The following is a 22,427-nucleotide window of genomic DNA, read 5'->3' as shown; positions in this document are numbered from 1 at the left end:
TCCCGCATCACGTTCTCGTTTCTTCAGATCAACTAATCAAACCGTCAACGGAACCCACATGAAGAATCATCTCGAACCCGTCCCGCGCACGCTTCGTCTCAATGCGCTCGCCACGCTGCTGCTGTCGCTCGCCGCCGCGCCCGTGTTCGCGCAAGCGTCGTCGCCGGCCGCGGCCGAACCGGCGGCCGGCGCCAGCGACGCCGCCGCGCCCGCACAACAGGCCGCCGATGCTGCCGCGCCCGCCCCCACCGGCTTCTGGGAGCGTTCGAACCTGCTCGGCAACATGGGCGGCCTGCGCGATCTGCTCGGTGACCACGGTGTCACGCTGAGCCTGCAGGAAACCAGCGAGTACCTGTACAACACGTCGGGCGGTACGAATCGCGGCGGCGCGTACCAGGGGCTCACGCAGTTCGGTTTCAACGTCGACACCGGCAAGGCGATCGGCCTGCCGGGCGGCACCTTCAACGTGTCGGGGCTGCAGATCCACGGCACCAACCTCACGCAGCGCTACCTGCAGACGCTGCAGACCGCGACCGGCATCGAAGCGAATTCGACCACGCGCCTGTGGGAACTCTGGTACCAGCAGTCGTTGCTCGACGGCAAGGTCGACGTGAAGGTCGGCCAGCAGAGCGTCGACCAGGAATTCATGGTGAGCCAGAACGCGGCGACGTTCATGAACGCGACGTTCGGCTGGCCCGTGCTGCCGTCGACCGACCTGCCGGCAGGGGGCCCCGCTTATCCGCTGTCGTCGCTCGGCGTGCGGCTGCGCGTGAAACCGGCCGACGCGTGGACCGCGATGGTCGGCGTGTTCGACGGCAACCCGGCCGGCCGCACCGACGGCGATGCGCAGGTGCTGAACGCGCATGGCACCAACTTCAACCTGCGCAGCGGCGCATTCGTGATCGGCGAAGTGCAGTACGCGCTGAACGCGCCGCCCGCCGATCCGAAGGCGCCGCAACCGGCCGGCCTGCCCGGCACGTACAAGCTCGGCTTCTGGTATCAGTCGCAGCACACGAACGATCCGCGCTACGGCACCGACGGCCTGTCGCTCGCGGATCCGGCCAGCAACGGCACGCCCGCCACGCATCGCGGCAACTACGGTTTCTATGCGGTCGCGGATCAGATGGTGTGGCGGCCGTCGGCCGACAGCCCGCGCTCGGTCGGCGTGTTCGCGCGCGTGATGGGTGCGCCCGGCGATCGCAATATCGTCGATTTCGCCGCCAATGCGGGCGTGACGCTGAAGGCGCCGTTCGCCGGACGCGACAACGACGTCGCCGGCATCGCGGTCGGCTACGCGAAGATCGGCTCGCACGCGCGCGGCCTCGACGGCGACACCGGCGTGTACACGACCCCAGGCTATCCGGTGCGCCGTGCGGAAACCGTCGTCGAAGCGACCTACCAGTACCAGGTCACGCCGTGGTGGCAGCTGCAGGCCGACCTGCAGCACTTCTTCCGTCCGGGCGGCGGCATCCCGAACCCGAACGCGGCCGGTGCGCGCATCGGCGACGAAACGGTGGTCGGCGTCCGCACGACGATCACGTTCTGATCCAGGCCGCATGAAGACACGGGCCGGACGGCCGCTTGCGCGACAGTCCGGCCCGTATGCTTGTTGACCGGCCGGGTGCGTGGCGCGCGCCGCGTATTACTCGCCGTACAGCCCGAGCAGTTTCAGCGTGACGCCGTTGGTCCAGCCGAAGCCGTCCTGCAGCGGATATTCGCCGCCCCCGCCGCCGCCCGTGCCGGCACCTTCGACCACGTACTTCTCGACGAGCTTGCCTTCGGTCGCATACACATGCTTCACGTCCGACAGGAAGCGCGTGCCGATGTCCTTCGCGAGCGCCGGCTCGCCGTAGCGGCGCAGCCCGTCGATCGCGATCCACTGCAGCGGTGCCCAGCCGTTCGGCGCATCCCACTGCTGGCCGGTGTTCTCGGTCGTCGTCGCGAGCCCGCCCGGCTGCAGCAGCGTCTTGCGCACCTCGCGGGCGGTCGCCTTCGCGCGCTCGGGCCATGCGACGCCCGCGAACAGCGGATACAGCGTCGCCGCCGTCACGCCGTCGCGCGGCTTGCGCAACTGCCAGTCGTAGTCGCCGTAATAGCCGTGGCGATTCCACAGATAACGGTTGATCGCGGCCGCGCGCCGCGCCGCGCGCCCGGAGAAATCGGTCACGCATGCAACGTCGCGCGTCACCGTGCAGCCCTTCACGATCGTCGTCTCGAGATGGAACATCAGGCTGTTCAGGTCGACCGGCACGATCGACGTCGTGCGGATCGTCGCGAGCGTCTTGCCGTCGCCGAACCACCGCGAGCTGTAGTCCCAGCCGCTTTCGGCACCCGCGCGCAGGTCGCGGTACACCTCGTTCGCCGGACGGGACGGCACCGATTTCGCGGTCGTCACGTCCTCGAGATACGACTCGTCGCGCGGCGTGTCGCTCGCGTCCCAGTAACGGTTCAGCACCGCGCCGTCGGGCATCGCGACCACGTGGCGCGCCGCCTGCCCGCGCGGCGTCGTGGTTTCGCCCTGCATCCAGTACGCATGTTCCTTGCGCAGTTCCGGCAGGTATTTCTGGTAGACCTTGTCGCCCTCGGCCTGCGCGGCGAGCGTGACCATGTACGCGAAGAACGGCGGCTGCGAGCGGCTCGCGTAGTACGTGCGATTGCCGTTCGGGATGTGTCCGATCGTATCGATCAGATGTGCGAAGTTGTCGAGCATGTCGTCGACGAGATCCTCGCGGCCCGACACCTGCAGCCCGAGCATCGTGAAATAGGTATCCCAGTAGTAGCCTTCGCGGAAGCGGCCGCCCGGCACGACGTAAGGCTTCGGCATCGGAATCAGCGAACCGTATTGAGGCACCGTCGTGCTCGTGCGCGTGAGCTGCGGCCACAGCCAGTCGATGTGCTGGCGCAGCGTCTGGTTCGGCGGCGGCGTCACGCCGCCTTCCGGGGGCGGTGTGAAGTGCTGGCCGACGAACGTCTTCAGCGAGAAGCCCGGCTGCGATTTCTGTTGCTGATACAACTGCACGATCGTCGCGGGGTCGGTATCGGGCGTCGCGTCGACGAAGGTCTTCTGGTCGGGGTAGATCTGCGCGGTCTGCACCGCGACGAACAGGTCGCCGTAGAGCTGGCTCGGCGGCGGCAACAACGTGCCGGATGCGGGCACCGCCGCCGCGGGAGTGGCCGCGACTGCGGACTGGCCGGCCGCTTGCGCAGCGGCCTGGTTCGCGTTGTCGGCCTGCGCGGCGCAGCCGGCGACGGCGAGATAGGCGACGGCCAGCGCGGCGGCCCAGCGAAGGCGCGATGCGGGCGGTGCGAGATGCGGTGACAGACGGGATGAGAAGCGAGAAGCAATCGGTGCGGCACGACGTGACGTCATGACGTGTCCCCTCCTTTCGATGGTGAGTGGATCGGCACGAGGTCTCGTTCGCGCGCGCGTTCGTCTCGATGGCCCTCGATCGATACGCGTCATGTTGTGGTGCGGATGGGTCCGACTGTCGCACGAAACGTGCGCATCAAGCAAGTTTCGATTCGCGCGATTCTCGCAGATAACCGCGCACGGCCCGCCACGCACGCGCTTCGAGCGCGTCCGCATCGGTCTCGCCGCGCGCCCCCGCCGCATCGACGATCCCTTTCACGATCGCGAGCAGATCGTGCGCGACGACGTCGGGCGCGGCAACGCGCGGCGCATCGCGCTGCCCGAGCGCATGCAGCAGCGTCGCGTGGATATGATCCACGACGCGTGCGGTGCGCGCGCCGAGCGGCAGCCGCGCTTCCTCGAAATCGATCAGCCTCGCGAGCACGGGCCGGCGCATCTGGTGCGCAACCGCCCCGCGCACCAGCGTGCGCAGCACGTCGTCGCAGGACGACAGCGCAGCGGCCCGGTCGACGTCGTCGAGCAGATGCGCACTCTCGCGTTCGACGAGCGCGGCCGTCAGCGCATCGCGATTCGGGAAGTATTGATAGAGCGAGCCGATGCTCACGCCGGCCAGCGCCGCGACCGCGTTGGTCGTGTAACCGTCGAAGCCGTCGCGCTCCAGAATGCGGGCAGCGGCCTCGACGATCGCATCGACGGTGGCGACCGAGCGACGCTGGCGCGGCGCCTTGCGGGGCGCCAGAGGAATGCGCGAAGACGATTCGGACATGGCGGGAATACAAGCTTAGAACATGAGCAAACGCTCATATTCTAGAAACGCATGCCCACTTCGTCAAAAGGAATCGCGCAGGATCGTCACGCATACGAGCGCGTGGCCGAGGCACTGCGCGAGCCCCTTTCCGCAATCGCTGCATCGACAGCGTCGAGATCCCGCCGGGTGTCGGGAACGCGTGTGAGCCGGCTGCGCACACGCCACGCCGTCCGCCGGCCACGTGCATGCGCTGTGTGTGCGCAGTCGTTCCTTCTGCACCGCCTGCAAGAAAAGACGACTGTTGCAACATGCGGAACAACTGTTGTCACGCGTGACTCAGCGGTCACATTGTGGGCATAATGGCGTCTTTACCGCGCGCCCAGCCCATGTCGCCCGTCTTTCTAGCACCGCTCATCGTTGCCTGTGCGTTGTTCATGGAAAGCGTCGACGCGAACATCATCGTCACCGCACTGCCCGCGATGGCGAGGGACTTCGGGCAGAACCCCGTCACACTGAACATTGCGATCACGTCCTACGTGGTCGGGCTCGGCGTATTCATCCCGATCTGCGGATGGCTCGCCGACCGCTTCAGCGCGCGCGCCGTCTTCCGCACCGCGATCGGCATCTTCGTCGTCGGCTCGCTGATGTGCGCGGCGTCCAACTCCCTCGGCGTACTCACGTTCGCACGCTTCATCCAGGGCGTCGGCGGCGCGATGATGGTGCCGGTCGGCCGCATCATCATCTTCCGCGCGGTGCCACGCTCCGATCTCGTGCGCGCGATGAACTACCTCGCGATTCCCGCGCTGTTCGGGCCCACGGTCGGGCCGCTCGTCGGCGGCTTCATCACGACCTACCTGCACTGGCGGATGATCTTCTTCATCAACGTGCCGATCGGCATCTACGGGATCTATCTCGCGAGCAAGCACATCGCGAACACGCACGAGCCCCATCCGGGCCCGCTCGACTGGTTCGGCTTCCTGCTGTCGGCCAGCGGCGCCGCGCTGCTGCTGATGGGCCTCACGCTGATCGACGGCTCGCTCACGTCGCGCTCGAATGCGATCCTCATGTGCGTGGCCGGCGCCGCGATGCTCGCGCTCTATGTGCCGTACGCGCGCCGCAAGGAGCGCCCGGTGCTCGACCTCAGCTTCCTGAAGATCCCGACGTATCACGCGAGCGTCGTCGGCGGGTCGCTGTTCCGCATCGGCCTCGGCGCGGTGCCGTTCCTGCTGCCGCTCGCGCTGCAGGAAGGGCTCGGCATGAGCGCGTTCCATTCGGGGCTCATCACCTGCGCGTCCGCGCTCGGCGGCGCGGTGAGCCGCTCGACGGCCACGCACACGCTGCGCCGCTTCGGCTTTCGCACGGTACTGATCTACAACGCGGCATTCGCGGGGCTCGCGATCGCTGCGTACGGCGTGTTCCACCCCGGCATGTCGACCTGGGCGATCTGGCTGATCGTGCTCGTCGGCGGCATTTTCCCCGCGCTGCAGTTCACGAGCCTGAACTCGATGATCTACGCGGACATCTCGCCGCGCGACGCGGGCCGCGCGACGAGCCTCGGCAGCGTCGTGCAGCAGATGTCGCTCGGCCTCGGCGTGACGGTGGCCGGCCTCGTGCTGCACGTGTCGCACTGGCTGCAGGGCCACCAGGCGATGGTGTGGTCGGATTTCTGGCCTGCGTTCGTCGTCGTCGGGCTGTGCTCGTTCGCGTCGATTCCCATCACGCGGCGGCTGCCACCCGGCGCCGGCGACGAAGTCGCGCGCGGCAAGCGGGCATAAATCGCCGGTGCGGCGAAAGCGTTTCCGCCGCGATCGCGCCGCCGGCGAATTACACCGATTTTCATTTTCCGATTCCCGGTTTATTCAATAAAACGAAATGCCGGCAAGCGTCGACCGGAATCGCAATCGAAAAACGACATCGGGCTGAAAGGCCACGGGCACGGAGTCATTCCCGCCCTCCACAAGCCCGGCGCAACGCCCGCCCGGCCTCGCGCCCGGGACGCTGCGATTCATTCACGCGGATTACTTGAAAATCCGCAATATATCGGCCAATAATGAGCGGCCGCATCGGTGCGAACATGATCCCCACGCCGGCATTCGGACAGTTTCCATAACAATCCCATCCGCTGTTTCACGTTTCGATCGCTTCCTCGCCTCGAAGGAGTCGCCATGACTCGAGAGCTGATTCTGCCCGCGCCGGATACGTTCGCCGTCGATCCGCCTGCCGCGCCGGGTGTCGTGCCGCAACCGCTGCCTACGCATCTCGCCGTCATTCTCGACGGCAACCGGCGCTGGGCCGACCGGCTCGGGCTGCCGGCCGCCGACGGCTACCGTGCCGGCGGGCGCAACGTGCATGCGCTGCTGTCGTGGTGCGAGGAAGCCGGCATCCCGTTCGTGACGCTGTGGCCGCTGTCCACCGAAAACCTCAACCGCGACGCCGACGAATTGCGCGGGCTGCTCGCGGTGATCGGCGACGTCTTCGATGAACTCGCCGCCAGCGGCCGCTGGCGCCTGCACGTGATCGGCGACCTGACGAAGCTGCCGCCCGCCACCGCCGGACGCATCGACGCCGCACAACGACGCACGGCCCACGCGCACGGGCTCGACGTGAACATCGCGATCGCGTACAGCGGCCGCCTCGACCTGCTTCACGCGATCCGCTCGCTGATCGAGGAGCACGTCGCGGCCGGCACCGTCGATCTGCTGCTCGCGCAGCTCAGCCCGGAACTGATCGCGAGCCGGCTCTATACGGCCGGCCAGCCGGAGCCGGATCTCGTGATCCGCACGTCCGGCGAGCAGCGCTTGTCGAATTTCATGCTCTGGCAGACCGCCTTCTCGGAGTTCTATTTCACGCCGACGTGCTGGCCCGATTTCGGACGCGACGATTTCGAACAGGCCATCGACGCGTACGGCAAGCGCGCACGCCGGTTCGGCAAGTAGGCCGGGCCGCCCTTCACGACACCTGTTGCCACCCGCCATCCGCGAGGTACGCCATGTCCACCGTCGAAACCGTCGCCGCCGAAGCCGCCGCGCCCGCACTGACGCTGCCGCACCTGTTCCACCCGTTCCAGACGCCCATGCATCCCGATGCCGATCGCGCGGAAGCCGACCTGCAGGCGTGGATGAACGGCCATGGACTGCTCGACGATCCGCGCTGGGCCAGCGGCATCCGCCACGGCAAGGTCGGCGAGTACTGTGCACGCGTCTATGCACACTCGACCTTCGACGGCCTGTGCTCGGCGACCCGCGCATACGGCTGGATCTTCGCGATCGACGACGGCCTGTGCAGCCTGCACGGCGTCGCGCGCTCCCCCGGCGACCTCGGCGCGCTGTACCTGTGGCTGTACGAGATGATTGCCGATCCGACCGGCCATGATCCGGTGCCGCTGCGCGATGCGCTGGCCGCGCGCCTGCCGCACATGGCCGCGTTCCTGCCCGCGCTGCAACGGGCGACACAGGACGTGTGCGTGCGTATCGCGGCCGCGTCCACGCGTGCGCAATACGCACGCTGGACGGCAGGCATGATGACGTTCCTGTTCTCGACGCTATGGGAAGCCGGCCGATACGCGACCGATGTCGTGCCGGGCGAGGCGGAATACATTTCCGGGCGCACGTACAACGGATGCGGCGAAGGCGCGTTCGCGCTGATCGATATCGCCGCGGGCTACGAAGCGCCTGCCGCGTTCTACGCCGATGAAGACGTGCAGCGCCTGCGCAAGCTGTCCGGCCTGATCCTGTGCCTCTGCAACGACATCTTTTCGTATCCGAAGGAAGCCGGCGAATCGAGCAGCAATCTCGTCTGCGTCCTGATGCACGAACGCAAGCTCGCGCCGCAAGCCGCGCTCGATGCGGCGGCCGCGATCCACAACGGGTATCTCGCGCAATATCTGGATCTGGAAAAACGCGTGCATGCGCGCACCGACGACCGTGCGTCGCTGCGCCTGCTCGACGACGCCCGTGCGTACATTCGCGGCAACTACGACTGGCACTTCGGGTCGCCGCGTTACGGTGCGGCAAGACACTACGACCTGTCGCGCGCGCTGCAGCCCGGGGAAACGAGTCCCGCAGCCTGACGGGTCGCGCGATGGAGGAGAAAAACCGGAAAAACAAAAAAATCAGCGGACATCCACACGGGGCCGGTGCACAGCCGCATGGATGTCCGCTCAGGGCTCCGGGTCTCCCGATGGGGGTTGAGAATCCCGGATTCGCTTCCTGCGTGCCATGGACATATGTGCGTCGGAAGCGGAATCGTTGCGCGCACTTGTCGTCGCGCCATGAACTGCACTATAGGGAAACTTGCGAAACGCATCTGTCAACCATTGTCAGACGCGTTGCAGCGGCACGTCGTACGCGCGCGCGGCTTTCGCGCTAAAGTGGTCCCCGATCGCCACCCTCGACCGCTCCTCCGATGCTCACGCTCTCGCCCGCCGCCGCCCGCGCGCTGCATCTCGCCGCACAAGGCCTGCTGACGCCGCCCCGCCGCAAGGCAACCAAGGCCGACGTGCTCGACACGATCCGCCGAATGGCGCAGTTGCAGATCGACACCATCCACGTCGTCGCGCGCAGCCCGTATCTCGTGCTGTTCAGCCGTCTCGGCGATTTCTCACCGCAATGGCTCGACGAACATCTCGCCGAAGCGCGCCTGTTCGAGTACTGGTCGCACGAAGCGTGTTTCCTGCCGGTCGAGCAGTTCGGGCTGATGCGTTACAAGATGCTCGATCCGTCGGGGATGGGCTGGAAATACGCGGCCGAATGGCACGAGCAGAACCGGCCCGACATCGAGCGGCTGCTCGCGCGGATTCGCGAAGCAGGACCGGTTCGGTCGGCCGACTTCGCGCGCGAGGATGGCGTGAAGGGCAACGGCTGGTGGGATCGCAAGCCGGAGAAACAGCACCTGGAGGTACTGTTCACGACGGGCGACCTGATGGTGTCGGAACGCCGCAATTTCCAGCGCGTGTACGACGTCCGCGAGCGCGTGCTGCCCGGCTGGGACGACACACGCGACCTGCCGCCGCGCGATACCGTGCTGCCGGCGCTGCTCGACTACACGTGCCGCGCGCTCGGCGTCGTGCGCGCGGACTGGGTGGCCGACTACTACCGGCTGCCGCGCCGTTCGTACCACGCGGAGCTGGAGCGGCTCGCGGAAGCGGGCGACCTGATTCCGGTGCGGATCGACGACTGGAAGGAACCGGCCTACGTGCATCGCTCGCTCGACGCGTGGCTGCCGGCCGCCGAGGCCGACACACTGCGCTCGACGGTCACGACGCTGCTGTCGCCGTTCGATCCGGTCGTCTGGGACCGGCGGCGCGCGTCGACGCTGTTCGGCTTCGACTACACGATCGAGTGCTATACGCCCGAACACAAGCGGCGCTACGGGTATTTCTGCCTGCCCGTGCTGCATCGCGGCCGGCTGGTCGGCCGCGTCGATGCGAAAGCGCATCGCACGCTCGGCACGTTCGAACTGAAGGCCGTACACGTCGAGCCGGGCGTGCGCTTCGGCACGGGGCTCGCGGCCGACGTGGCGAAGGCCGTGAAGAAACTGGCGGCGTGGCACGGCACGCCAGAGGTGACGGTCAGGCATGCGCCACCCGAATTGATGCAGGCGCTGGCCGGCGCGTAACGGTCAACGTCCACGCAGCCGGCCCGCTCGGCAGCGCTCACGCAGCCGGCTGCGGATCAGGTCAGTCGCGCAGCTTGCGGAAGCGCGGCGTGCCGTCTTCGAGGTTGCCGTTGAACATCGCTTCCGGCCGCACCCACAGCCCGCGCGCATGCGGCCACAGATGCTCGTACACGACCACCGATTCCTCGGTTTCGGAATGGCGGGCAACGCCGATGTAGCGGTACAGCCCGCCCTTGTAGTGACGGTGCGTCGCGAGCTGTTCGGCTTCCTGTTCGGTCATGGTGTGCTTCTCTTCGGCAAAAACGGAAAGCGCGTATTGTATGCGCTGCGCGCGTGTCAGCGCTTCGCGTAGATGTCCGGGCGGCGGATCTCCATCAGCCGTTCGGGATTCGCGGACGGCCCGAAGCCGACCGGCCGGTACAGCTCGTGCGCATCGGTCGTCACGAGCATGACGCGGCGCAGCCGCTGCACCATGTCCTGTGCGAACACATGGTCGATCAGCGCACGGCCGTAGCCGTTGCCGCGTTCGGCCGGCAACACGAACACGTCGCACAGGTACGCGAACGTCGCGTGATCGGTGACAAGCCGCGCGAACCCGACGAGCCGGTCGCCGACATACGCGCCGAAGCACAGTGAGCCTTCGATCGCCTTCTCGACCACGTCGCGCGGAATGCCCTGCGACCAGTATGCGTCGCGATGCAGGAAGTCGAAGATCGCGTCGATGTCGAGTTCGCGCTTGTCGGTGGAAAATCTCAGCGTGGCGGGGGTGGCTGCGGGCACGTCTGTTCTCCGGTCAAAGGGGCGGAAGGCGGAGCATCGACGATACCGCGCTGTGCGGCGGGGGACAAGGGACACCTGCAGGTGCGGCCAACGGACAGTTCGCACGAAGCGTCACCCCGCGCCTGCCTCCCCGGCTCACGGCGCCGGCAACGTCCTGTCGGCCTTGCAGCGCTTCAGCGGCAGCGGCTTCGCCGCCACGATCCGCGTCACCTCGTGCGTATGCGGATCGATCTCCAGATCGAGGCACGCGCAGCCGTAGCCGTGCCCGCCGGCATTGGTGACGACCCAACCGCGGGTCGACATGTCGGGCATCTCGTCGAGGCCCGGCACCGGCTCGTTGCCCATGGTCGACAGCGTCCAGCTGCCGTCCTTGTCGTCCAGCCACCAGTTGGCCGGTGTCGGATTCTCGAGCCATCCGCAGCGTTTTACCGGAGCAGCGGCCACTTCCGTAGCGGTGGTCAACGCGAAGGCTGCGCCGAGCACCCACATCGCACAACGGGCACGAGCGATTTTCATTTGATCGGATCCAGCCGGAAGGAAACCTCGGTAAACCGCCATCGCGGACGCCGGACAGCATACCGGGCTTTCCTTCACGCGTCGCGCCCCCAACGGAAGCGCAGGCGCCGCGCGACACGTGCATGCATTTCGGTGGATCATGGAGCCCGTGCCGATCATCCGCGACCGCGCACGCCGACAACGACGGACAAGAAGGAGACATGCCCATGCGCGCCCAGGCCGTACCCGCCACCGCTGCCACCCGCCATCCCCTCGCGCGCCGCGCCGCACGCTGGCTCGCGGCCGCCGCGTTCGCATACGCTGCGTTGCCGGCCGATGCGGCCGAACTGCGCGTGATGATCTCCGGCGGCTTCACCGCCGCGTACAAGCAACTGGGGCCCGGCTTCACGGCTTCATCCGGCGACACGCTCGACACGATCTCCGGCCCGTCGATGGGCCAGTCGAAGGAAGCGATTCCGAACCGCCTCGCGCACGGCGAAAAGGCCGACGTGCTGATCATGGTCGGCTACGCACTCGACCAGCTGATCAAGGAAGGCAAGGTGATTCCCGCATCGCGCGTCGAGCTTGCCGATTCGCGGATCGGCATGGTCGTGCGCGCCGGCGCGCCGAAGCCCGACATCGGCACCGTCGACCGGTTGAAGGACGTGCTGCTGCACGCGAAATCGGTCGCGTATTCGGACAGCGCGAGCGGCGTCTACGTCGAAAAGGAAATGTTCCGGAAGCTCGGCGTCGAGGATCAGGTGAAACCCAAGGCGAAGATGATTCCGCGCATCCCGGTTGCGTCCGTCGTCGCGAACGGCGACTACGAAATCGGCTTCCAGCAGGTCAGCGAACTGCTGCCGGTGCCGGGCGTCACGTATGCGGGCAAGGTGCCCGAATCGGTGCAGTCGGTCACGCGCTTCGCGGGCGGCATTCCGGTCGGCGCCGATCACCCGGAGGACGCGAAGAAGCTGCTCGACTATCTCGCATCGCCGCAGGCGCAAGCAACGGTGCGGGCGACAGGCCTCGATTCGGTGACAATGTCGCCTGCCCAGTAAATCCGCGCCAACGCTTCATGCCCTACCGCCTCATCGCATTCGACTTCGACGGCACGCTCGCCGATTCGCTCGACAGTTTTCTCGCCGCGCTGTCGGAGGCGTCGCGCATGCACGGCTTTCGCGACGCCACGCCCGAACTGCGCCCCGCGCTGCGCGGGATGACGGCGCGCGACATCATCCGCGCGCTCGACGTGCCGATGTGGAAAGTGCCGCGCGTGACGATCGACATGCGCCGCCTGATGCAGCCGCGCGTCGCGCAAGTGATGCTGTTCCCCGGCGTCGACGAAACGTTCGACGCACTCGCCGCGCGCGGCATCCGCATCGCGATCGCCACGTCAAATACAGAAGACATCGTGCGCGACCGACTCGGCCCGCACGCCTGCCGCCGCGTCGACCATTTCGCCTGCGGCATTCCGCTGTTCGGCAAGGCGCGTCGCCTGCGCGCGCTCGTTCGCGAGGCCGGCGTGCATGCCGACGAAGTGCTGTACGTCGGCGACGAAATCCGCGATGCCGAAGCGGCGCGACGCGCACACATCGCCTTCCAGGGCGTCGCATGGGGCTACACGGCGCCCGAAGCCTTGCAGGCACATTGCGCGACGCCGCTGCTGGCGCGCCTCGATATGCTGCTCGATCGCGTGTGACGCTTGCGCGCGCGTCGCAGGCTCACATGCGTTACGTCGCTCGACATACACGACACGACAACGACAGCAATACACCGGTGAAATGCAGGTGACGCACACGCGCCCTGCATGCATTGCATGCTCCGCGCGCACGCAAAAATTGCCGCCGCTGCATGCGCATCAGGTACGCAATACCTGTCCGCACACGCGCCCATCGATTCGTCTTACCAACCGTTACACAAGCCACAGCACGGTTGCACCTGCCATCCGATCGCGCTCCTAGAATCAGTCGGGCCGGGAAACACTTCGACCGGCGCCGCGGCAGAGCGGCGGTCGAATCCGGCCCGGGCGCGCCCGGTCTCTCGCACAGCAACGGATCGCGTGATCCGTTTTTCAACCAGAGCCCCGATCGAAAGGAGGTCCCATGAACCGCTTTCCCCACATCTCGCGCCTTGCCTTGTCTGCCGCTGGCCTGCTTCTCGTCGCCGTGACGGCGACCGCGCAAACCGCGCAACCGGCGCCCGCGGCACCTGCCGCGCCGGCCGCGGCCGCGACGCGCATCCACGAAACCGACCAGGCCTTCATCACGGACGGCACGAAGACCGTGTCGACGCAGCACGACGCCGCACGCATCGCCGATTCGCGCACGTCGGACAGCCAGGTCAAGGCGTTCGCGCAACGCGTGTCCACCGACGATGAAAAGATCATCCAGGCGATGCGCGCGGCGAGCCCGCGCGGTGTCGACGTGCCGGCCAACGACCCGGACACCACCGTGCTGGGCAGCATCAAGAACCTGCGCGGCGCCGAGTTCGACAAGGCGTATATCGAGCAGGTCGCGCTCGCCGGCCAGCAGAAGGCAATCTCGGCATTCCAGGCTGAAATCGCATCGGGCCGCGACACGAAGCTGAAGGAAGTCGCACGCCAGTCGCTGCCGATCCTGCAGGCGCACTACGCGGACGCGCAGAAGCTCGCGCAGCGTCACCACCTCGCATCGGCGCAGTAACGCGATGCAGCGCCGCGCTTCGCGCGCGGTGTACCGTTCCCCCCGTCGTCGCGCTGCCGCCTTCCCTGCCGGCGGCGCGACGCGCATCACGCATCACACGTTACGTCGCGAGCTTCGCCGTCAGCCGCGCGCTCACCTCCGGCCATTCGTCGTCGATGATGCTGAAGCGCACCGAATTGCGCTTGCGGCCGTCGGGCATGATCCGTTCGTGACGCACGATGCCCTCCTGCTTCGCCCCGAGCCGCAAAATCGCCGCGCGCGATTTCTCGTTCAGCTCGTCGGTCGTGAACTGCACGCGCACGCACTGCAGCGTGCCGAACGCATAGGCCAGCAGCAACCACTTCGCTTCGGTATTCGCGCGCGTGCGCTGCGCCGATTCGCTCAGCCACGTGTGGCCGATCTCGAGCTTGCGATTCTTGCGGTCGATCTTCCAGAAGCGCGTACTGCCGATTACACGGCCCGACGCGCGATCGACGATGACGAACGGCATCACGGTACCCGTCGCCCGCCCCTGCAATGCCGTATCGATATACGCGTCGACCGTCTGCGCGCCCGGCACGACCGTGACCTTCAGATTCCACAGCTCGCCGTCGGCCGCGGCATCCAGCAAGGCCTGCCGGTCGGCGGCGGCGAGCGGACGCAGGACGACGCGTTCGCCGGTGAGGGTCGGTTGTTCGAGGGAAGACGATGCGGCGGTCATGACGAGGTTCCGGAAAATGACGACGATGGCGGCGAAACACCCATCATACGGTGCCGCTAGCCGAGGTGTGCGGCCAGCCGGCGGCGGATCGCCTTCGCCTCGCCGCGCAGCGCAGCGGCGAACGCATCGACGAGCAGGTTCTTCGGTCGATGCTCCGGCACGATCATGCTGACCCGGTACGGAAACGACCGCGTGAGCGGCCGCACATGCAGGTCGCGCCCGACGAAATCGAGTGCGGTCAGCGGATTGACGATCGCGGCGCCGAGCCCCTGCCGCACGAATGCGCACACCGACACGGCCGACGGCGTGTCGACCACCGAACGCGGCGCGACGCCGAGCTGCGCGAACGCCTCGTCGATCAGGATGCGGTACGGATCGTTCAGCGACAGGCTCACGAACGGACGGTCGGCGAGATCGAGCAGGTCGATCGCGTCCTGTGCGAGCAATGGATGGCCATCGGGCAGCACACACACTTCATCCACTTCGAGCAGCGGCGTGAGCACGGTGCCGGCCGGCGCGACGTCATGCTCGGTCAGCCCGAGATCGTAACGCTGCGCGGTGAGCCACTCTTCGAGCACCGGCGACTCCTGCGTCGCGACCGACACGCTGACGCCCGCGTGCGCATCGTGAAAGCGCCGGCACGCGCCGGGCAGGATCGCGTGCGAAAACGCCGGCAGCGCGATCACCGACAACTGGCCGTCGCGAAACTCGCGCAGGCGCGCGGCCGTCGCCGCGACACGCTCGAGCCCCACATACGCGAGCCGCACGTCGTCGAACAGCGTGAGCGCGGCCATCGTCGGCCGCAACCGGCCATGCGTGCGCTCGAACAGCGCGAAGCCGACGACCTGCTCCATCCGCGCGAGCTCGCGGCTGATCGTCGGCTGCGACGTGTACAGCATCTCGGCCGCGCGTGTCGTGCTGCCGGTGACCATCAGCGCGCGAAACACCTCGATGTGACGGTGCGTAAGCATGATCGTATATATCAGGAATGAATCGAGTATCGATAAACAGGCATTTTACTGTATATACGTTCAGGTGCATCATCCACGCTATCCGTTCATTCGACCCGATTCATTCGCCATGTCCCTCGATTCCCGCCAGCTCGCGACGCTCGCGCAGCAATACGGCACCCCGCTGTGGGTGTACGACGCCGACGTCATCCGCGACCGCATCGCCCAACTGCGCCAGTTCGACGTGATCCGCTATGCGCAGAAGGCGAACTCGAACGTTCATATCCTGAAGCTGATGCGCGACGAAGGCGCGTGCGTCGACGCCGTGTCGCTCGGCGAAATCGAGCGCAGCCTCGCAGCCGGCTTCAGCCCGGCAGGCGAGCCGGAGGGCGTCGTGTTCACGGCCGACCTGATCGACCGCCCGACGCTCGCGGCCGTGCTGAAGCATGGCGTGACCGTGAACGCGGGTTCGCTCGACATGCTCGCGCGCATCGGCGAGCACGCGCCGGGCCACCGCGTGTGGCTGCGCGTGAACCCCGGTTTCGGCCACGGCCACAGCAACAAGACCAACACCGGCGGCCCGCAGAGCAAGCACGGCATCTGGATCGACGACGTGCCGCGCGCGATCGAGATCGTGCGCCAGTACGGGCTGAAGCTCGTCGGCATCCACATGCACATCGGCTCGGGCGTCGACTACGGCCACCTGTCGCAGGTGTGCGATGCGATGGTCGACCTCGTCACGTCGCTCGGCCACGACATCGACGCGATCTCGGCCGGCGGCGGCCTGTCGATCCCGTATCGCGACGGCGAGCCGCGCGTGGACGTCGGCCACTACTTCAGCCAGTGGGACGCCGCGCGCAAGCGGATCGAACGGCACCTCGGCCACCCGGTGCGCATCGAAATCGAACCGGGCCGCTTCCTCGTCGCCGAAGCCGGCACGCTCGTCACCGAAGTGCAGGCCGTCAACCGCCGGCCGAAGCACGATTTCGTGCTGATCGACGCGGGCTTCAACGACCTGATGCGCCCGTCGATGTACGGCAGCTACCACGCGGTATCCGTGCATGCGCACGACGGCGCGCTGCCCGCCGGCCGGCCGCTGGCCGATCTCGCGATCGCGGGGCCGCTGTGCGAATCGGGCGACGTGTTCACGCAGGATGCGGGCGGCGTGGTCACGCACCGCAAGCTGCCGCAGCCGCAGATCGGCGACCTGCTGTTCCTGCACGATGCGGGCGCGTACGGCGCATCGATGTCCTCGAACTACAACAGCCGGCCGCTCGCGCCGGAAGTGCTCGTCGATCGCGGCACGCCGCGGCTGATCCGCCGCCGGCAGACGATCGAGGAATTGCTCTCGCTCGAGACGTTCGAGTAACGCCTGCTTCGCCGAACGGGGCGCGCGGCTTGTGCGCCCCGCCTGTGCTCGCGCGCTACCTCACCGCCACGCGCACATCGGCGCCTGCCGCGCGCCACGCCTTCAACAACGCGCCGCGCCGCCGCGGATAGCGCCCCTCCAGCCGCTCCAGCTCGACGATGCGATCGGTGCGGAAATGCCGGAAATCGTTCCGCTCTTCGCACCACGCGGCCAGAATCCGCATGTCATTGAAATAGCCGAGTGCGAACGGCCATACGATCCGTTCGTCGATAGCCTTCCGGCCCTCGCCCGCATAGCGAATCCTGAGCTTGCTTTCAGTGCGGATCGCCGTGCGCACGACACCCATGTCGATCGTTTCCCGATCCTCGACCGTCCGCGGGCCGACGAGCAGCGTCGTGCATTCCATCTCGCGGCGCAGCTCGGCCGGCAGCACCGCGGAGATCTTCGCGAGCGCATCGGATGCGGCCGTCGTGAGCTGTGCATCGGCGAACTTGCCGACCCAGCGAAACCCGAGCATCAGCGCTTCCAGCTCCGCTTGCGAGAACATCAGCGGCGGCAGCATGAAGCCGGCACGCAGCACGTAGCCGACACCCGGCTCGCCGTCGATGTCCGCGCCCTGCGCCTGCAGCGACGCGATGTCGCGATACACCGTGCGCAGGCTGATGCCGAGTTCTTCGGCCAGCACGCGGCCGCTCACCGGAAGGCGGTGGCGTCGCAATATCTGCAGTAGCGAGAGCAATCGTTCGGCGCGCGTCATCGTTCAATGCTGCCATTTTCTGACAGCATCCGTCCATAGAATGGCACGCATCTTAATCGATACCAGGACGGCCCCGCATGACTTCCCCGAATCTCGTGCTTCTGTATGTCGAGGACCCGACGCGCAGCGCGCAGTTCTACGAGCGCCTGTTCGGATGCCCGCCCGTTGCCGCGTTTCCCACGTATGCAGCCTTCACGTTCGACAACGGGCTGCATCTGGGCCTGTGGTCGACCGGCGCGCGCGATTTCGTATCGGGCGGCACCGGCCATCGTTCGGAGCTGGCGTTCATGGTCGACGACGAACACGAAGTCGAACGCCTGTTCGACGCGTGGCAGGCGCTCGGCGTGCCGTTCGAACAGCCGCCGATGAAGGCCGTGTTCGGATTGACGTTCGTCGCGCTCGACCCGGACGGCCATCGGTTGCGCGTGTGCATGCCGGACCAATAGCCGAAAGCGGGCGGGCCGACGACCGGTCGCGCCCGCGCGTTCATTCCGGCCCGCCCGTCACCCCGCGCGCTGCACGGGCGCCATCTTCGAGAAGTACTTTGCGCCCGCCACGCAGCCGACCACGACGACCGTCACGACAACCATCGACGGCGGCACCGTCTCGTGCAGCAGGCCGGCCGCCAGCAGGAACCCGAAGAACGGCTGCAGCAGCTGCAACTGGCCGACGCCGGCAATCCCGCCGAGCGCGAGCCCTCGATACCAGAACACGAAGCCGATCAGCATGCTGAACAGCGACACGTACGCGAGCCCCCACAGCGCGGCGGCATCGACGGCGGCAAACGACGCGGGCCACGTGAACCATGTGAGCGGCACCATCAGCGGCAGCGACAGCACGAGCGCCCACGAGATCACCTGCCAGCCGCCAAGCTGGCGCGACAGGCGCGCGCCCTCTGCATAGCCGAGCCCGCACGCGACGATCGCGGCCAGCATCAGCGCATCGCCGACGACCGACGTCCGCCCGCCGTTGCGCAGCGCGAATGCAGCCACCGCGCCACTGCCGACGATCGAGAAGATCCAGAACGGCAGCCGCGGCCGCTCGCCGCCGCGCCATACGCCGAACAGCGCGGTTGCCAGCGGCAGCAGCCCGACGAACACGATCGCGTGTGCGGATGTCACGTGCTTCAGCGCCAATGCCGTCAGCAACGGAAAGCCGACCACGACGCCGAGCGCGACGATGGCCAGCGACACGGCCTCGGCACGCGTCGGCCGCCGCTGCTTCAGCACGACGAGCAGCAACAGGCCGAGCGCACCGGCGATCGTCGCGCGTGCAAATGTAAGGAACAGCGGGTCGAGGCCCTGCACCGCGACACGCGTCGCAGGCAGCGAGCCACTGAAGATGATCACGCCCAGCAAGCCGCTGAGCCATCCGTCGGTCGTCTTTTGCACGGGAAATCCTGAACGGGGAAAGTGGATGACCGATGATCCGCCGCCCGTGAAAAGCGCGTAAGCTACAGCCCAATACAATTCGGACAAACTGTACTGGACAACTGGCCGTACAGTTCATTCTTCGAAATGAGCCATTCCGCCCCGACTCCCGTTCCGCCCGCCGCGTCGCGCACGCGCGTGGAAACCGTGATGGACACCCTGCGCGCGCGGATCGCGAGCCGTGCGCTGATGCCCGGTGCGCGCGTGCCGTCGATCCGGATGATGGCCGACGCGCTCGGTGTGTCGAAATCGACGGTCGTCGATGCCTACGAGCGGCTTGCGAGCGAAGGCGTGCTGGTCGCACGGCGCGGCTCGGGCTTTTACGTGTCGGGCCACGCGCCGCCGCTTGCGCTCGCCGAGCTCGGCCCGCGCCTCGACCGCGAGCTCGATCCGCTGTGGTTGTCGCGCCAGTCGCTCGAAGCGGCACCGACATCGGTCAAGCCCGGCTGCGGCTGGCTGCCGTCATCGTGGTTGCCGGACGAGAGCCTGCGCCGCGCGCTGCGCGCCGTGTCGCGCGACGAGGCCGACGTGCTGACCGACTACGCGACGCCGCTCGGCCTGCCCGCGCTGCGCCAACAGCTCGCCTGGCGGCTCGCGCAGCACGGCGTCCACGCCGAGCCCACGCAGATCATGCTGACCGACGGCGGCACGCATGCGCTCGATCTCGTGTGCCGCCTGCTGCTGGAGCCCGGCGACACGGTCGTGCTCGACGATCCGTGCTACTTCAATTTCCAGGCGCTGCTGCGCGCACACCGCGCACGGGTCGTCAGCGTTCCGTACACACCGACCGGCCCCGATCTCGTGCGCTTCGAACAGGTGCTCGCCGAACACCGCCCACGCCTGTACATCACCAACGCGGCGCTGCACAACCCGACCGGCGCGACGCTCGCGCCGCCCGTCGCGCACCGGTTGCTGACGCTCGCGGCCGAGCACGGCCTGCTGATCGTCGAGGACGACATCTTCGCGGATTTCGAGAGCACGCCCGCGCCGCGCCTCGCGGCCTTCGACGGGCTGTCGCGCGTCGTGTCGATCGGCAGCTTCTCGAAGACGCTGTCTGCCGCGATCCGCTGCGGCTACGTGGCCGCGCGCCCGGAATGGATCGAAGCGCTCGTCGACCTGAAGCTCGCGACGTCATTCGGCAATGCGCAGATCGGTGCGAACGTCGTGCACCGACTGCTGATCGACGGCACGTATCGGCGCCACCTCGACAGCTTGCACACGCGTCTTGCGGATGCGATGGGCGAAACGATCCGGCGCCTCACCCGGGCCGGGCTCGGGATCTGGACCGAGCCGCGCGGCGGCCTGTTCGTGTGGGCGGAATTGCCCGACGGGCTCGACGCTGCGCGCGTGGCACGCCACGCGCTGGACCACGACGTCGTGCTGGCCCCGGGCAACGTGTTCAGTCCGTCGCACGGCGCGACGTCGTACATGCGTTTCAACGTGTCGCGCTGCAAGGGGCCTGTGGTGTTCGATGCGCTCGCGCGGGCGATGGACGCGGCGCGCGCCGCCGACACGACCGCGCACGTGCTCGCTCGCGAATCGTGACGACGAGCCGACGTACTAACTGCCGGCCGACACGATCTCCGCGACGAAATCGACGAACGCCCGCACCTTCGCGGGCGGCAGATGACGCGACGGGTAGTACGCAAACAGCGGGAACGCCTCGCCGCGCCAATCCGCAAGCAGCTCGACGAGCCGCCCCTGTTCGATCAGCCCCGCCACCCCGCTCGCCTTGAAGCGTGCAATGCCGGCGCCAGCCAGGCAGGCGCCGAGCATCGTGCCGGCGTCGTTGACGAGCAGCCTGCCCGTCGTCTTCACCGGCACGCGCTTGCGGCCAAGCTGATAGACCCATTCGAGCGGCTGGCCCGTCAGCGTGTTGCGCATCTGGATGCACGCATGGCCGACGAGATCGGCGGGCGCTTCGGGCCGCCCGTACCGTTTTACATAGGCGGGCGCGGCAACCGTCACCGCACGCGTTTCCAGCAGTTTGCGCGCCACCAGCGACGATGACGGCGGTTCGCCGAACCGCACCGCGACGTCGAACCCTTCGGCGACCAGATCGCCGAGCTGCTCGCGTGCCGCCAGTTCCAGCGACAGATCGGGATGGCGGGCGAGGAACGCGGGAAGATGCGGCGCCAGCACGCGCCGCGAAAAATACGCGTCGACATTCACGCGCAACCTGCCACGCACGGCCGCGGCCGACCCGGCTGCCAGCGTGACCGCATCGCCAATGCCCGCGAGCAGCGGGCCGATGTCTTCGTAGAAGCGGCGCCCTTCGTCCGTCAGCGTGACCGAGCGCGTCGTGCGATCGAGCAGCCGCACGCCGACGCGCGCCTCGAGCCGGCCCACGGCACGGCTGACGCCGGACGGCGACAGGCCGAGCGCGTCCGCCGCGCGCGCAAAGCTCCCGCTCTCGACGATCGCAGCCAGTACGCCGACGTTCGCCAGAATCCGCCCGTCGATGCTCATGATTTCACTCATGACAAAAGATCACCAATCAAATGACATGGATTCGATTCCATCAGGAATCACCGGTCTCTATCATGCAACCCGATGCATCGCACCGGCAAGCCCGAACGCGACACGCAGATCCGGCGCCCGGCCATCCCGGCATGCGCGCTCCCTGTTTCTCGATGAGGATTTCGAATCATGTACGCCATTACCGGCATCACCGGCCAGGTGGGCGGCGCGCTCGCCCGGACGCTGCTCGCATCCGGCCGCCCCGTGCGGGCCGTCGCGCGCGACGTGCATCGCGCCGCGCCCTGGGCCGCCCGCAACTGCGACGTCGCACTCGCCGACATGACCGACGCCGCCGCGCTGACCGCGGCCTTCTCGAACGCGGACGGTGCATTCGTGCTGCTGCCGCCGTGCTTCGACCCGTCTCCGGGATTCCCCGAAACGCGCGCCGTGATCGACGCGGTCGGCACGGCGTTGCGCACCGCGCGGCCACGCAAGATCGTCTGCCTGTCGACGATCGGTGCGCAGGCCACGCAGGTGAACCTGCTGACGCAATTGACGATGATCGAGGAAGCGTTCGGCGACCTGCCGATGCCCGTCGCGTTCCTGCGCCCCGCGTGGTTCCTCGAAAATGCAGCCTGGGACGTCGCGACAGCACGCGACGCCGGCGTGATTCGCAGCTTTCTCCAGCCGCTCGACAGGCCGGTGCCGATGGTCGCCACCGAAGACGTCGGCCGCACGGCCGCGGCCCTGCTGCAGGACGAATGGACCGGCACACGTGTCGTCGAACTCGAAGGGCCGCGGCGAGTCAGCCCGAACGACCTGGCCGCCGCGTTCGCCCGCGTACTCGGGCGCTCCGTGCATGCCGAAGCCGTGCCGCGCGACACGTGGGCCGCCCTGTTCGATACGCAGCAGATGCGCCACCCCGAACCGCGAATGCGCATGCTCGACGGCTTCAACGAAGGCTGGATCGATTTCGCATCGGCGCCTGCGGACGTGTTGAAGGGAGAAATCGACGCGGACACCGTGCTGCGCACGCTCGTCGCCCAGGCCACCTGAGCGGGAGCGAGGCGG

At 67.5% G+C, this 22,427-nt stretch carries 22 protein-coding genes; 12 read left to right on the top strand and 10 right to left on the bottom strand.

Translation table 11 applies throughout. The features are described from left to right. Positions 1–58: 58 nt before the first annotated feature. Positions 59–1,546, top strand: a complete 1,488-nt coding sequence (locus AC5LXK_RS20985) for a carbohydrate porin (RefSeq protein WP_493393373.1) — start codon at positions 59–61, stop codon at positions 1,544–1,546. Positions 1,547–1,642: 96 nt separating this feature from the next. Here AC5LXK_RS20985 and treA read toward each other — a convergent pair whose 3' ends face one another. Both treA and AC5LXK_RS20975 read right to left on the bottom strand, forming a co-directional pair. Then, complete coding sequence (gene treA / locus AC5LXK_RS20980; protein WP_493393372.1) at positions 1,643–3,370, bottom strand: alpha,alpha-trehalase TreA; 1,728 nt, start codon at positions 3,368–3,370, stop codon at positions 1,643–1,645. A 136-nt stretch (positions 3,371–3,506) separates the two neighbouring features. Then, the gene (locus AC5LXK_RS20975) at positions 3,507–4,136 is read right to left on the bottom strand and encodes a TetR/AcrR family transcriptional regulator (RefSeq protein WP_493393371.1); all 630 of its coding nucleotides are present in this window, start codon (positions 4,134–4,136) and stop codon (positions 3,507–3,509) included. 368 nt (positions 4,137–4,504) lie between these two features. Here AC5LXK_RS20975 and AC5LXK_RS20970 point away from each other — a divergent pair, with 368 nt between their 5' ends. The 4 genes from AC5LXK_RS20970 (at position 4,505) to AC5LXK_RS20955 (ending at position 9,734) form a co-directional block, all read left to right on the top strand. Continuing rightward, a complete protein-coding gene (locus AC5LXK_RS20970; RefSeq protein WP_493393370.1) occupies positions 4,505–5,893 on the top strand; it encodes an MFS transporter in 1,389 nt (462 codons plus the stop codon). A 390-nt stretch (positions 5,894–6,283) separates the two neighbouring features. Then, positions 6,284–7,054: a polyprenyl diphosphate synthase gene (gene uppS, locus AC5LXK_RS20965; RefSeq protein ID WP_493393369.1), complete on the top strand. Its 771-nt coding sequence runs from the start codon at positions 6,284–6,286 to the stop codon at positions 7,052–7,054. Between the two features lie 53 nt (positions 7,055–7,107). After that, a complete protein-coding gene (locus AC5LXK_RS20960; protein ID WP_493393368.1) occupies positions 7,108–8,187 on the top strand; it encodes a terpene synthase family protein in 1,080 nt (359 codons plus the stop codon). 335 nt (positions 8,188–8,522) lie between these two features. Beyond that, a complete protein-coding gene (locus tag AC5LXK_RS20955) occupies positions 8,523–9,734 on the top strand; it encodes a winged helix-turn-helix domain-containing protein (protein WP_493393367.1) in 1,212 nt (403 codons plus the stop codon). A gap of 61 nt (positions 9,735–9,795) precedes the next feature. On the opposite strand, the gene AC5LXK_RS20950 is transcribed toward AC5LXK_RS20955, so the two are convergent. The 3 genes from AC5LXK_RS20950 to AC5LXK_RS20940 all read right to left on the bottom strand — a co-directional run bounded on the left by AC5LXK_RS20950 (position 9,796) and on the right by AC5LXK_RS20940 (position 11,030). Next, positions 9,796–10,014, bottom strand: a complete 219-nt coding sequence (locus AC5LXK_RS20950; protein ID WP_006480837.1) for a DUF1653 domain-containing protein — start codon at positions 10,012–10,014, stop codon at positions 9,796–9,798. Positions 10,015–10,070: 56 nt separating this feature from the next. Then, complete coding sequence (locus AC5LXK_RS20945; RefSeq protein WP_493393366.1) at positions 10,071–10,514, bottom strand: GNAT family N-acetyltransferase; 444 nt, start codon at positions 10,512–10,514, stop codon at positions 10,071–10,073. A 135-nt stretch (positions 10,515–10,649) separates the two neighbouring features. Beyond that, positions 10,650–11,030, bottom strand: coding sequence for a DUF4087 domain-containing protein (locus tag AC5LXK_RS20940; protein WP_493393365.1), 381 nt, complete (start codon positions 11,028–11,030; stop codon positions 10,650–10,652). 206 nt (positions 11,031–11,236) lie between these two features. Between AC5LXK_RS20940 and AC5LXK_RS20935 the strand changes: the two genes are divergently transcribed. The 3 genes from AC5LXK_RS20935 to AC5LXK_RS20925 all read left to right on the top strand — a co-directional run bounded on the left by AC5LXK_RS20935 (position 11,237) and on the right by AC5LXK_RS20925 (position 13,690). Next, the gene (locus AC5LXK_RS20935; RefSeq protein ID WP_493393364.1) at positions 11,237–12,067 is read left to right on the top strand and encodes a substrate-binding domain-containing protein; all 831 of its coding nucleotides are present in this window, start codon (positions 11,237–11,239) and stop codon (positions 12,065–12,067) included. Positions 12,068–12,084: 17 nt separating this feature from the next. Beyond that, the gene (locus AC5LXK_RS20930; protein ID WP_493393363.1) at positions 12,085–12,708 is read left to right on the top strand and encodes an HAD hydrolase-like protein; all 624 of its coding nucleotides are present in this window, start codon (positions 12,085–12,087) and stop codon (positions 12,706–12,708) included. Between the two features lie 403 nt (positions 12,709–13,111). Continuing rightward, positions 13,112–13,690: a DUF4142 domain-containing protein gene (locus tag AC5LXK_RS20925; protein WP_493393362.1), complete on the top strand. Its 579-nt coding sequence runs from the start codon at positions 13,112–13,114 to the stop codon at positions 13,688–13,690. Positions 13,691–13,790: 100 nt separating this feature from the next. Here the strand turns inward: AC5LXK_RS20925 and AC5LXK_RS20920 are convergent, their stop codons facing one another. Together AC5LXK_RS20920 and AC5LXK_RS20915 are read right to left on the bottom strand one after the other, a co-directional pair. Next, positions 13,791–14,390 (bottom strand): GNAT family N-acetyltransferase, encoded by a 600-nt coding sequence (locus AC5LXK_RS20920; RefSeq protein WP_493393361.1) that lies wholly within the window; start codon positions 14,388–14,390, stop codon positions 13,791–13,793. 56 nt (positions 14,391–14,446) lie between these two features. Continuing rightward, on the bottom strand, positions 14,447–15,361 hold the full coding sequence (locus AC5LXK_RS20915; RefSeq protein WP_493393360.1) for a LysR family transcriptional regulator: 915 nt from the start codon (positions 15,359–15,361) through the stop codon (positions 14,447–14,449). A gap of 109 nt (positions 15,362–15,470) precedes the next feature. Between AC5LXK_RS20915 and lysA the strand changes: the two genes are divergently transcribed. Further along, positions 15,471–16,709, top strand: coding sequence for a diaminopimelate decarboxylase (lysA, locus tag AC5LXK_RS20910; protein ID WP_493393359.1), 1,239 nt, complete (start codon positions 15,471–15,473; stop codon positions 16,707–16,709). A gap of 55 nt (positions 16,710–16,764) precedes the next feature. On the opposite strand, the gene AC5LXK_RS20905 is transcribed toward lysA, so the two are convergent. Beyond that, a complete protein-coding gene (locus tag AC5LXK_RS20905) occupies positions 16,765–17,466 on the bottom strand; it encodes a helix-turn-helix transcriptional regulator (RefSeq protein ID WP_493393358.1) in 702 nt (233 codons plus the stop codon). 77 nt (positions 17,467–17,543) lie between these two features. Between AC5LXK_RS20905 and AC5LXK_RS20900 the strand changes: the two genes are divergently transcribed. Further along, positions 17,544–17,912 (top strand): VOC family protein, encoded by a 369-nt coding sequence (locus AC5LXK_RS20900; protein WP_493393357.1) that lies wholly within the window; start codon positions 17,544–17,546, stop codon positions 17,910–17,912. A 57-nt stretch (positions 17,913–17,969) separates the two neighbouring features. Here the strand turns inward: AC5LXK_RS20900 and AC5LXK_RS20895 are convergent, their stop codons facing one another. Next, a complete protein-coding gene (locus AC5LXK_RS20895) occupies positions 17,970–18,857 on the bottom strand; it encodes a DMT family transporter (protein ID WP_493393356.1) in 888 nt (295 codons plus the stop codon). A gap of 126 nt (positions 18,858–18,983) precedes the next feature. On the opposite strand from AC5LXK_RS20895, the gene AC5LXK_RS20890 reads away from it, so the two are divergent. Then, on the top strand, positions 18,984–20,441 hold the full coding sequence (locus AC5LXK_RS20890; protein ID WP_493393355.1) for an aminotransferase-like domain-containing protein: 1,458 nt from the start codon (positions 18,984–18,986) through the stop codon (positions 20,439–20,441). A 15-nt stretch (positions 20,442–20,456) separates the two neighbouring features. On the opposite strand, the gene AC5LXK_RS20885 is transcribed toward AC5LXK_RS20890, so the two are convergent. Beyond that, positions 20,457–21,365, bottom strand: coding sequence for a LysR family transcriptional regulator (locus AC5LXK_RS20885; protein WP_493393354.1), 909 nt, complete (start codon positions 21,363–21,365; stop codon positions 20,457–20,459). A gap of 180 nt (positions 21,366–21,545) precedes the next feature. Between AC5LXK_RS20885 and AC5LXK_RS20880 the strand changes: the two genes are divergently transcribed. After that, positions 21,546–22,412, top strand: coding sequence for an NmrA family NAD(P)-binding protein (locus tag AC5LXK_RS20880; protein ID WP_493393353.1), 867 nt, complete (start codon positions 21,546–21,548; stop codon positions 22,410–22,412). The last annotated feature ends 15 nt before the right edge of the window (positions 22,413–22,427 follow it).

The organism is Burkholderia pulmonis (assembly GCF_984667975.1).
The sequence above is the reverse complement of the archived record's forward strand: the minus strand, read 5'-3'. Positions and strand labels throughout refer to the sequence as shown.

What these genes read in the sequence shown, in the direction of transcription:
- AC5LXK_RS20930 (WP_493393363.1), top strand. Translation starts at nt 12,085, where the DNA reads ATGCCCTACCGCCTCATCGCATTCGACTTCGACGGCACGCTCGCCGAT.
- AC5LXK_RS20955 (WP_493393367.1), top strand. Translation starts at nt 8,523, where the DNA reads ATGCTCACGCTCTCGCCCGCCGCCGCCCGCGCGCTGCATCTCGCCGCA.
- AC5LXK_RS20880 (WP_493393353.1), top strand. Translation starts at nt 21,546, where the DNA reads ATGTACGCCATTACCGGCATCACCGGCCAGGTGGGCGGCGCGCTCGCC.
- treA (WP_493393372.1), bottom strand. Translation starts at nt 3,370, where the DNA reads ATGACGTCACGTCGTGCCGCACCGATTGCTTCTCGCTTCTCATCCCGT.
- uppS (WP_493393369.1), top strand. Translation starts at nt 6,284, where the DNA reads ATGACTCGAGAGCTGATTCTGCCCGCGCCGGATACGTTCGCCGTCGAT.
- AC5LXK_RS20885 (WP_493393354.1), bottom strand. Translation starts at nt 21,365, where the DNA reads ATGAGCATCGACGGGCGGATTCTGGCGAACGTCGGCGTACTGGCTGCG.
- AC5LXK_RS20905 (WP_493393358.1), bottom strand. Translation starts at nt 17,466, where the DNA reads ATGACGCGCGCCGAACGATTGCTCTCGCTACTGCAGATATTGCGACGC.
- AC5LXK_RS20940 (WP_493393365.1), bottom strand. Translation starts at nt 11,030, where the DNA reads ATGAAAATCGCTCGTGCCCGTTGTGCGATGTGGGTGCTCGGCGCAGCC.
- AC5LXK_RS20915 (WP_493393360.1), bottom strand. Translation starts at nt 15,361, where the DNA reads ATGCTTACGCACCGTCACATCGAGGTGTTTCGCGCGCTGATGGTCACC.
- AC5LXK_RS20890 (WP_493393355.1), top strand. Translation starts at nt 18,984, where the DNA reads ATGAGCCATTCCGCCCCGACTCCCGTTCCGCCCGCCGCGTCGCGCACG.
- AC5LXK_RS20950 (WP_006480837.1), bottom strand. Translation starts at nt 10,014, where the DNA reads ATGACCGAACAGGAAGCCGAACAGCTCGCGACGCACCGTCACTACAAG.
- AC5LXK_RS20900 (WP_493393357.1), top strand. Translation starts at nt 17,544, where the DNA reads ATGACTTCCCCGAATCTCGTGCTTCTGTATGTCGAGGACCCGACGCGC.
- AC5LXK_RS20970 (WP_493393370.1), top strand. Translation starts at nt 4,505, where the DNA reads ATGTCGCCCGTCTTTCTAGCACCGCTCATCGTTGCCTGTGCGTTGTTC.
- AC5LXK_RS20925 (WP_493393362.1), top strand. Translation starts at nt 13,112, where the DNA reads ATGAACCGCTTTCCCCACATCTCGCGCCTTGCCTTGTCTGCCGCTGGC.
- AC5LXK_RS20935 (WP_493393364.1), top strand. Translation starts at nt 11,237, where the DNA reads ATGCGCGCCCAGGCCGTACCCGCCACCGCTGCCACCCGCCATCCCCTC.
- lysA (WP_493393359.1), top strand. Translation starts at nt 15,471, where the DNA reads ATGTCCCTCGATTCCCGCCAGCTCGCGACGCTCGCGCAGCAATACGGC.
- AC5LXK_RS20985 (WP_493393373.1), top strand. Translation starts at nt 59, where the DNA reads ATGAAGAATCATCTCGAACCCGTCCCGCGCACGCTTCGTCTCAATGCG.
- AC5LXK_RS20960 (WP_493393368.1), top strand. Translation starts at nt 7,108, where the DNA reads ATGTCCACCGTCGAAACCGTCGCCGCCGAAGCCGCCGCGCCCGCACTG.
- AC5LXK_RS20920 (WP_493393361.1), bottom strand. Translation starts at nt 14,390, where the DNA reads ATGACCGCCGCATCGTCTTCCCTCGAACAACCGACCCTCACCGGCGAA.
- AC5LXK_RS20975 (WP_493393371.1), bottom strand. Translation starts at nt 4,136, where the DNA reads ATGTCCGAATCGTCTTCGCGCATTCCTCTGGCGCCCCGCAAGGCGCCG.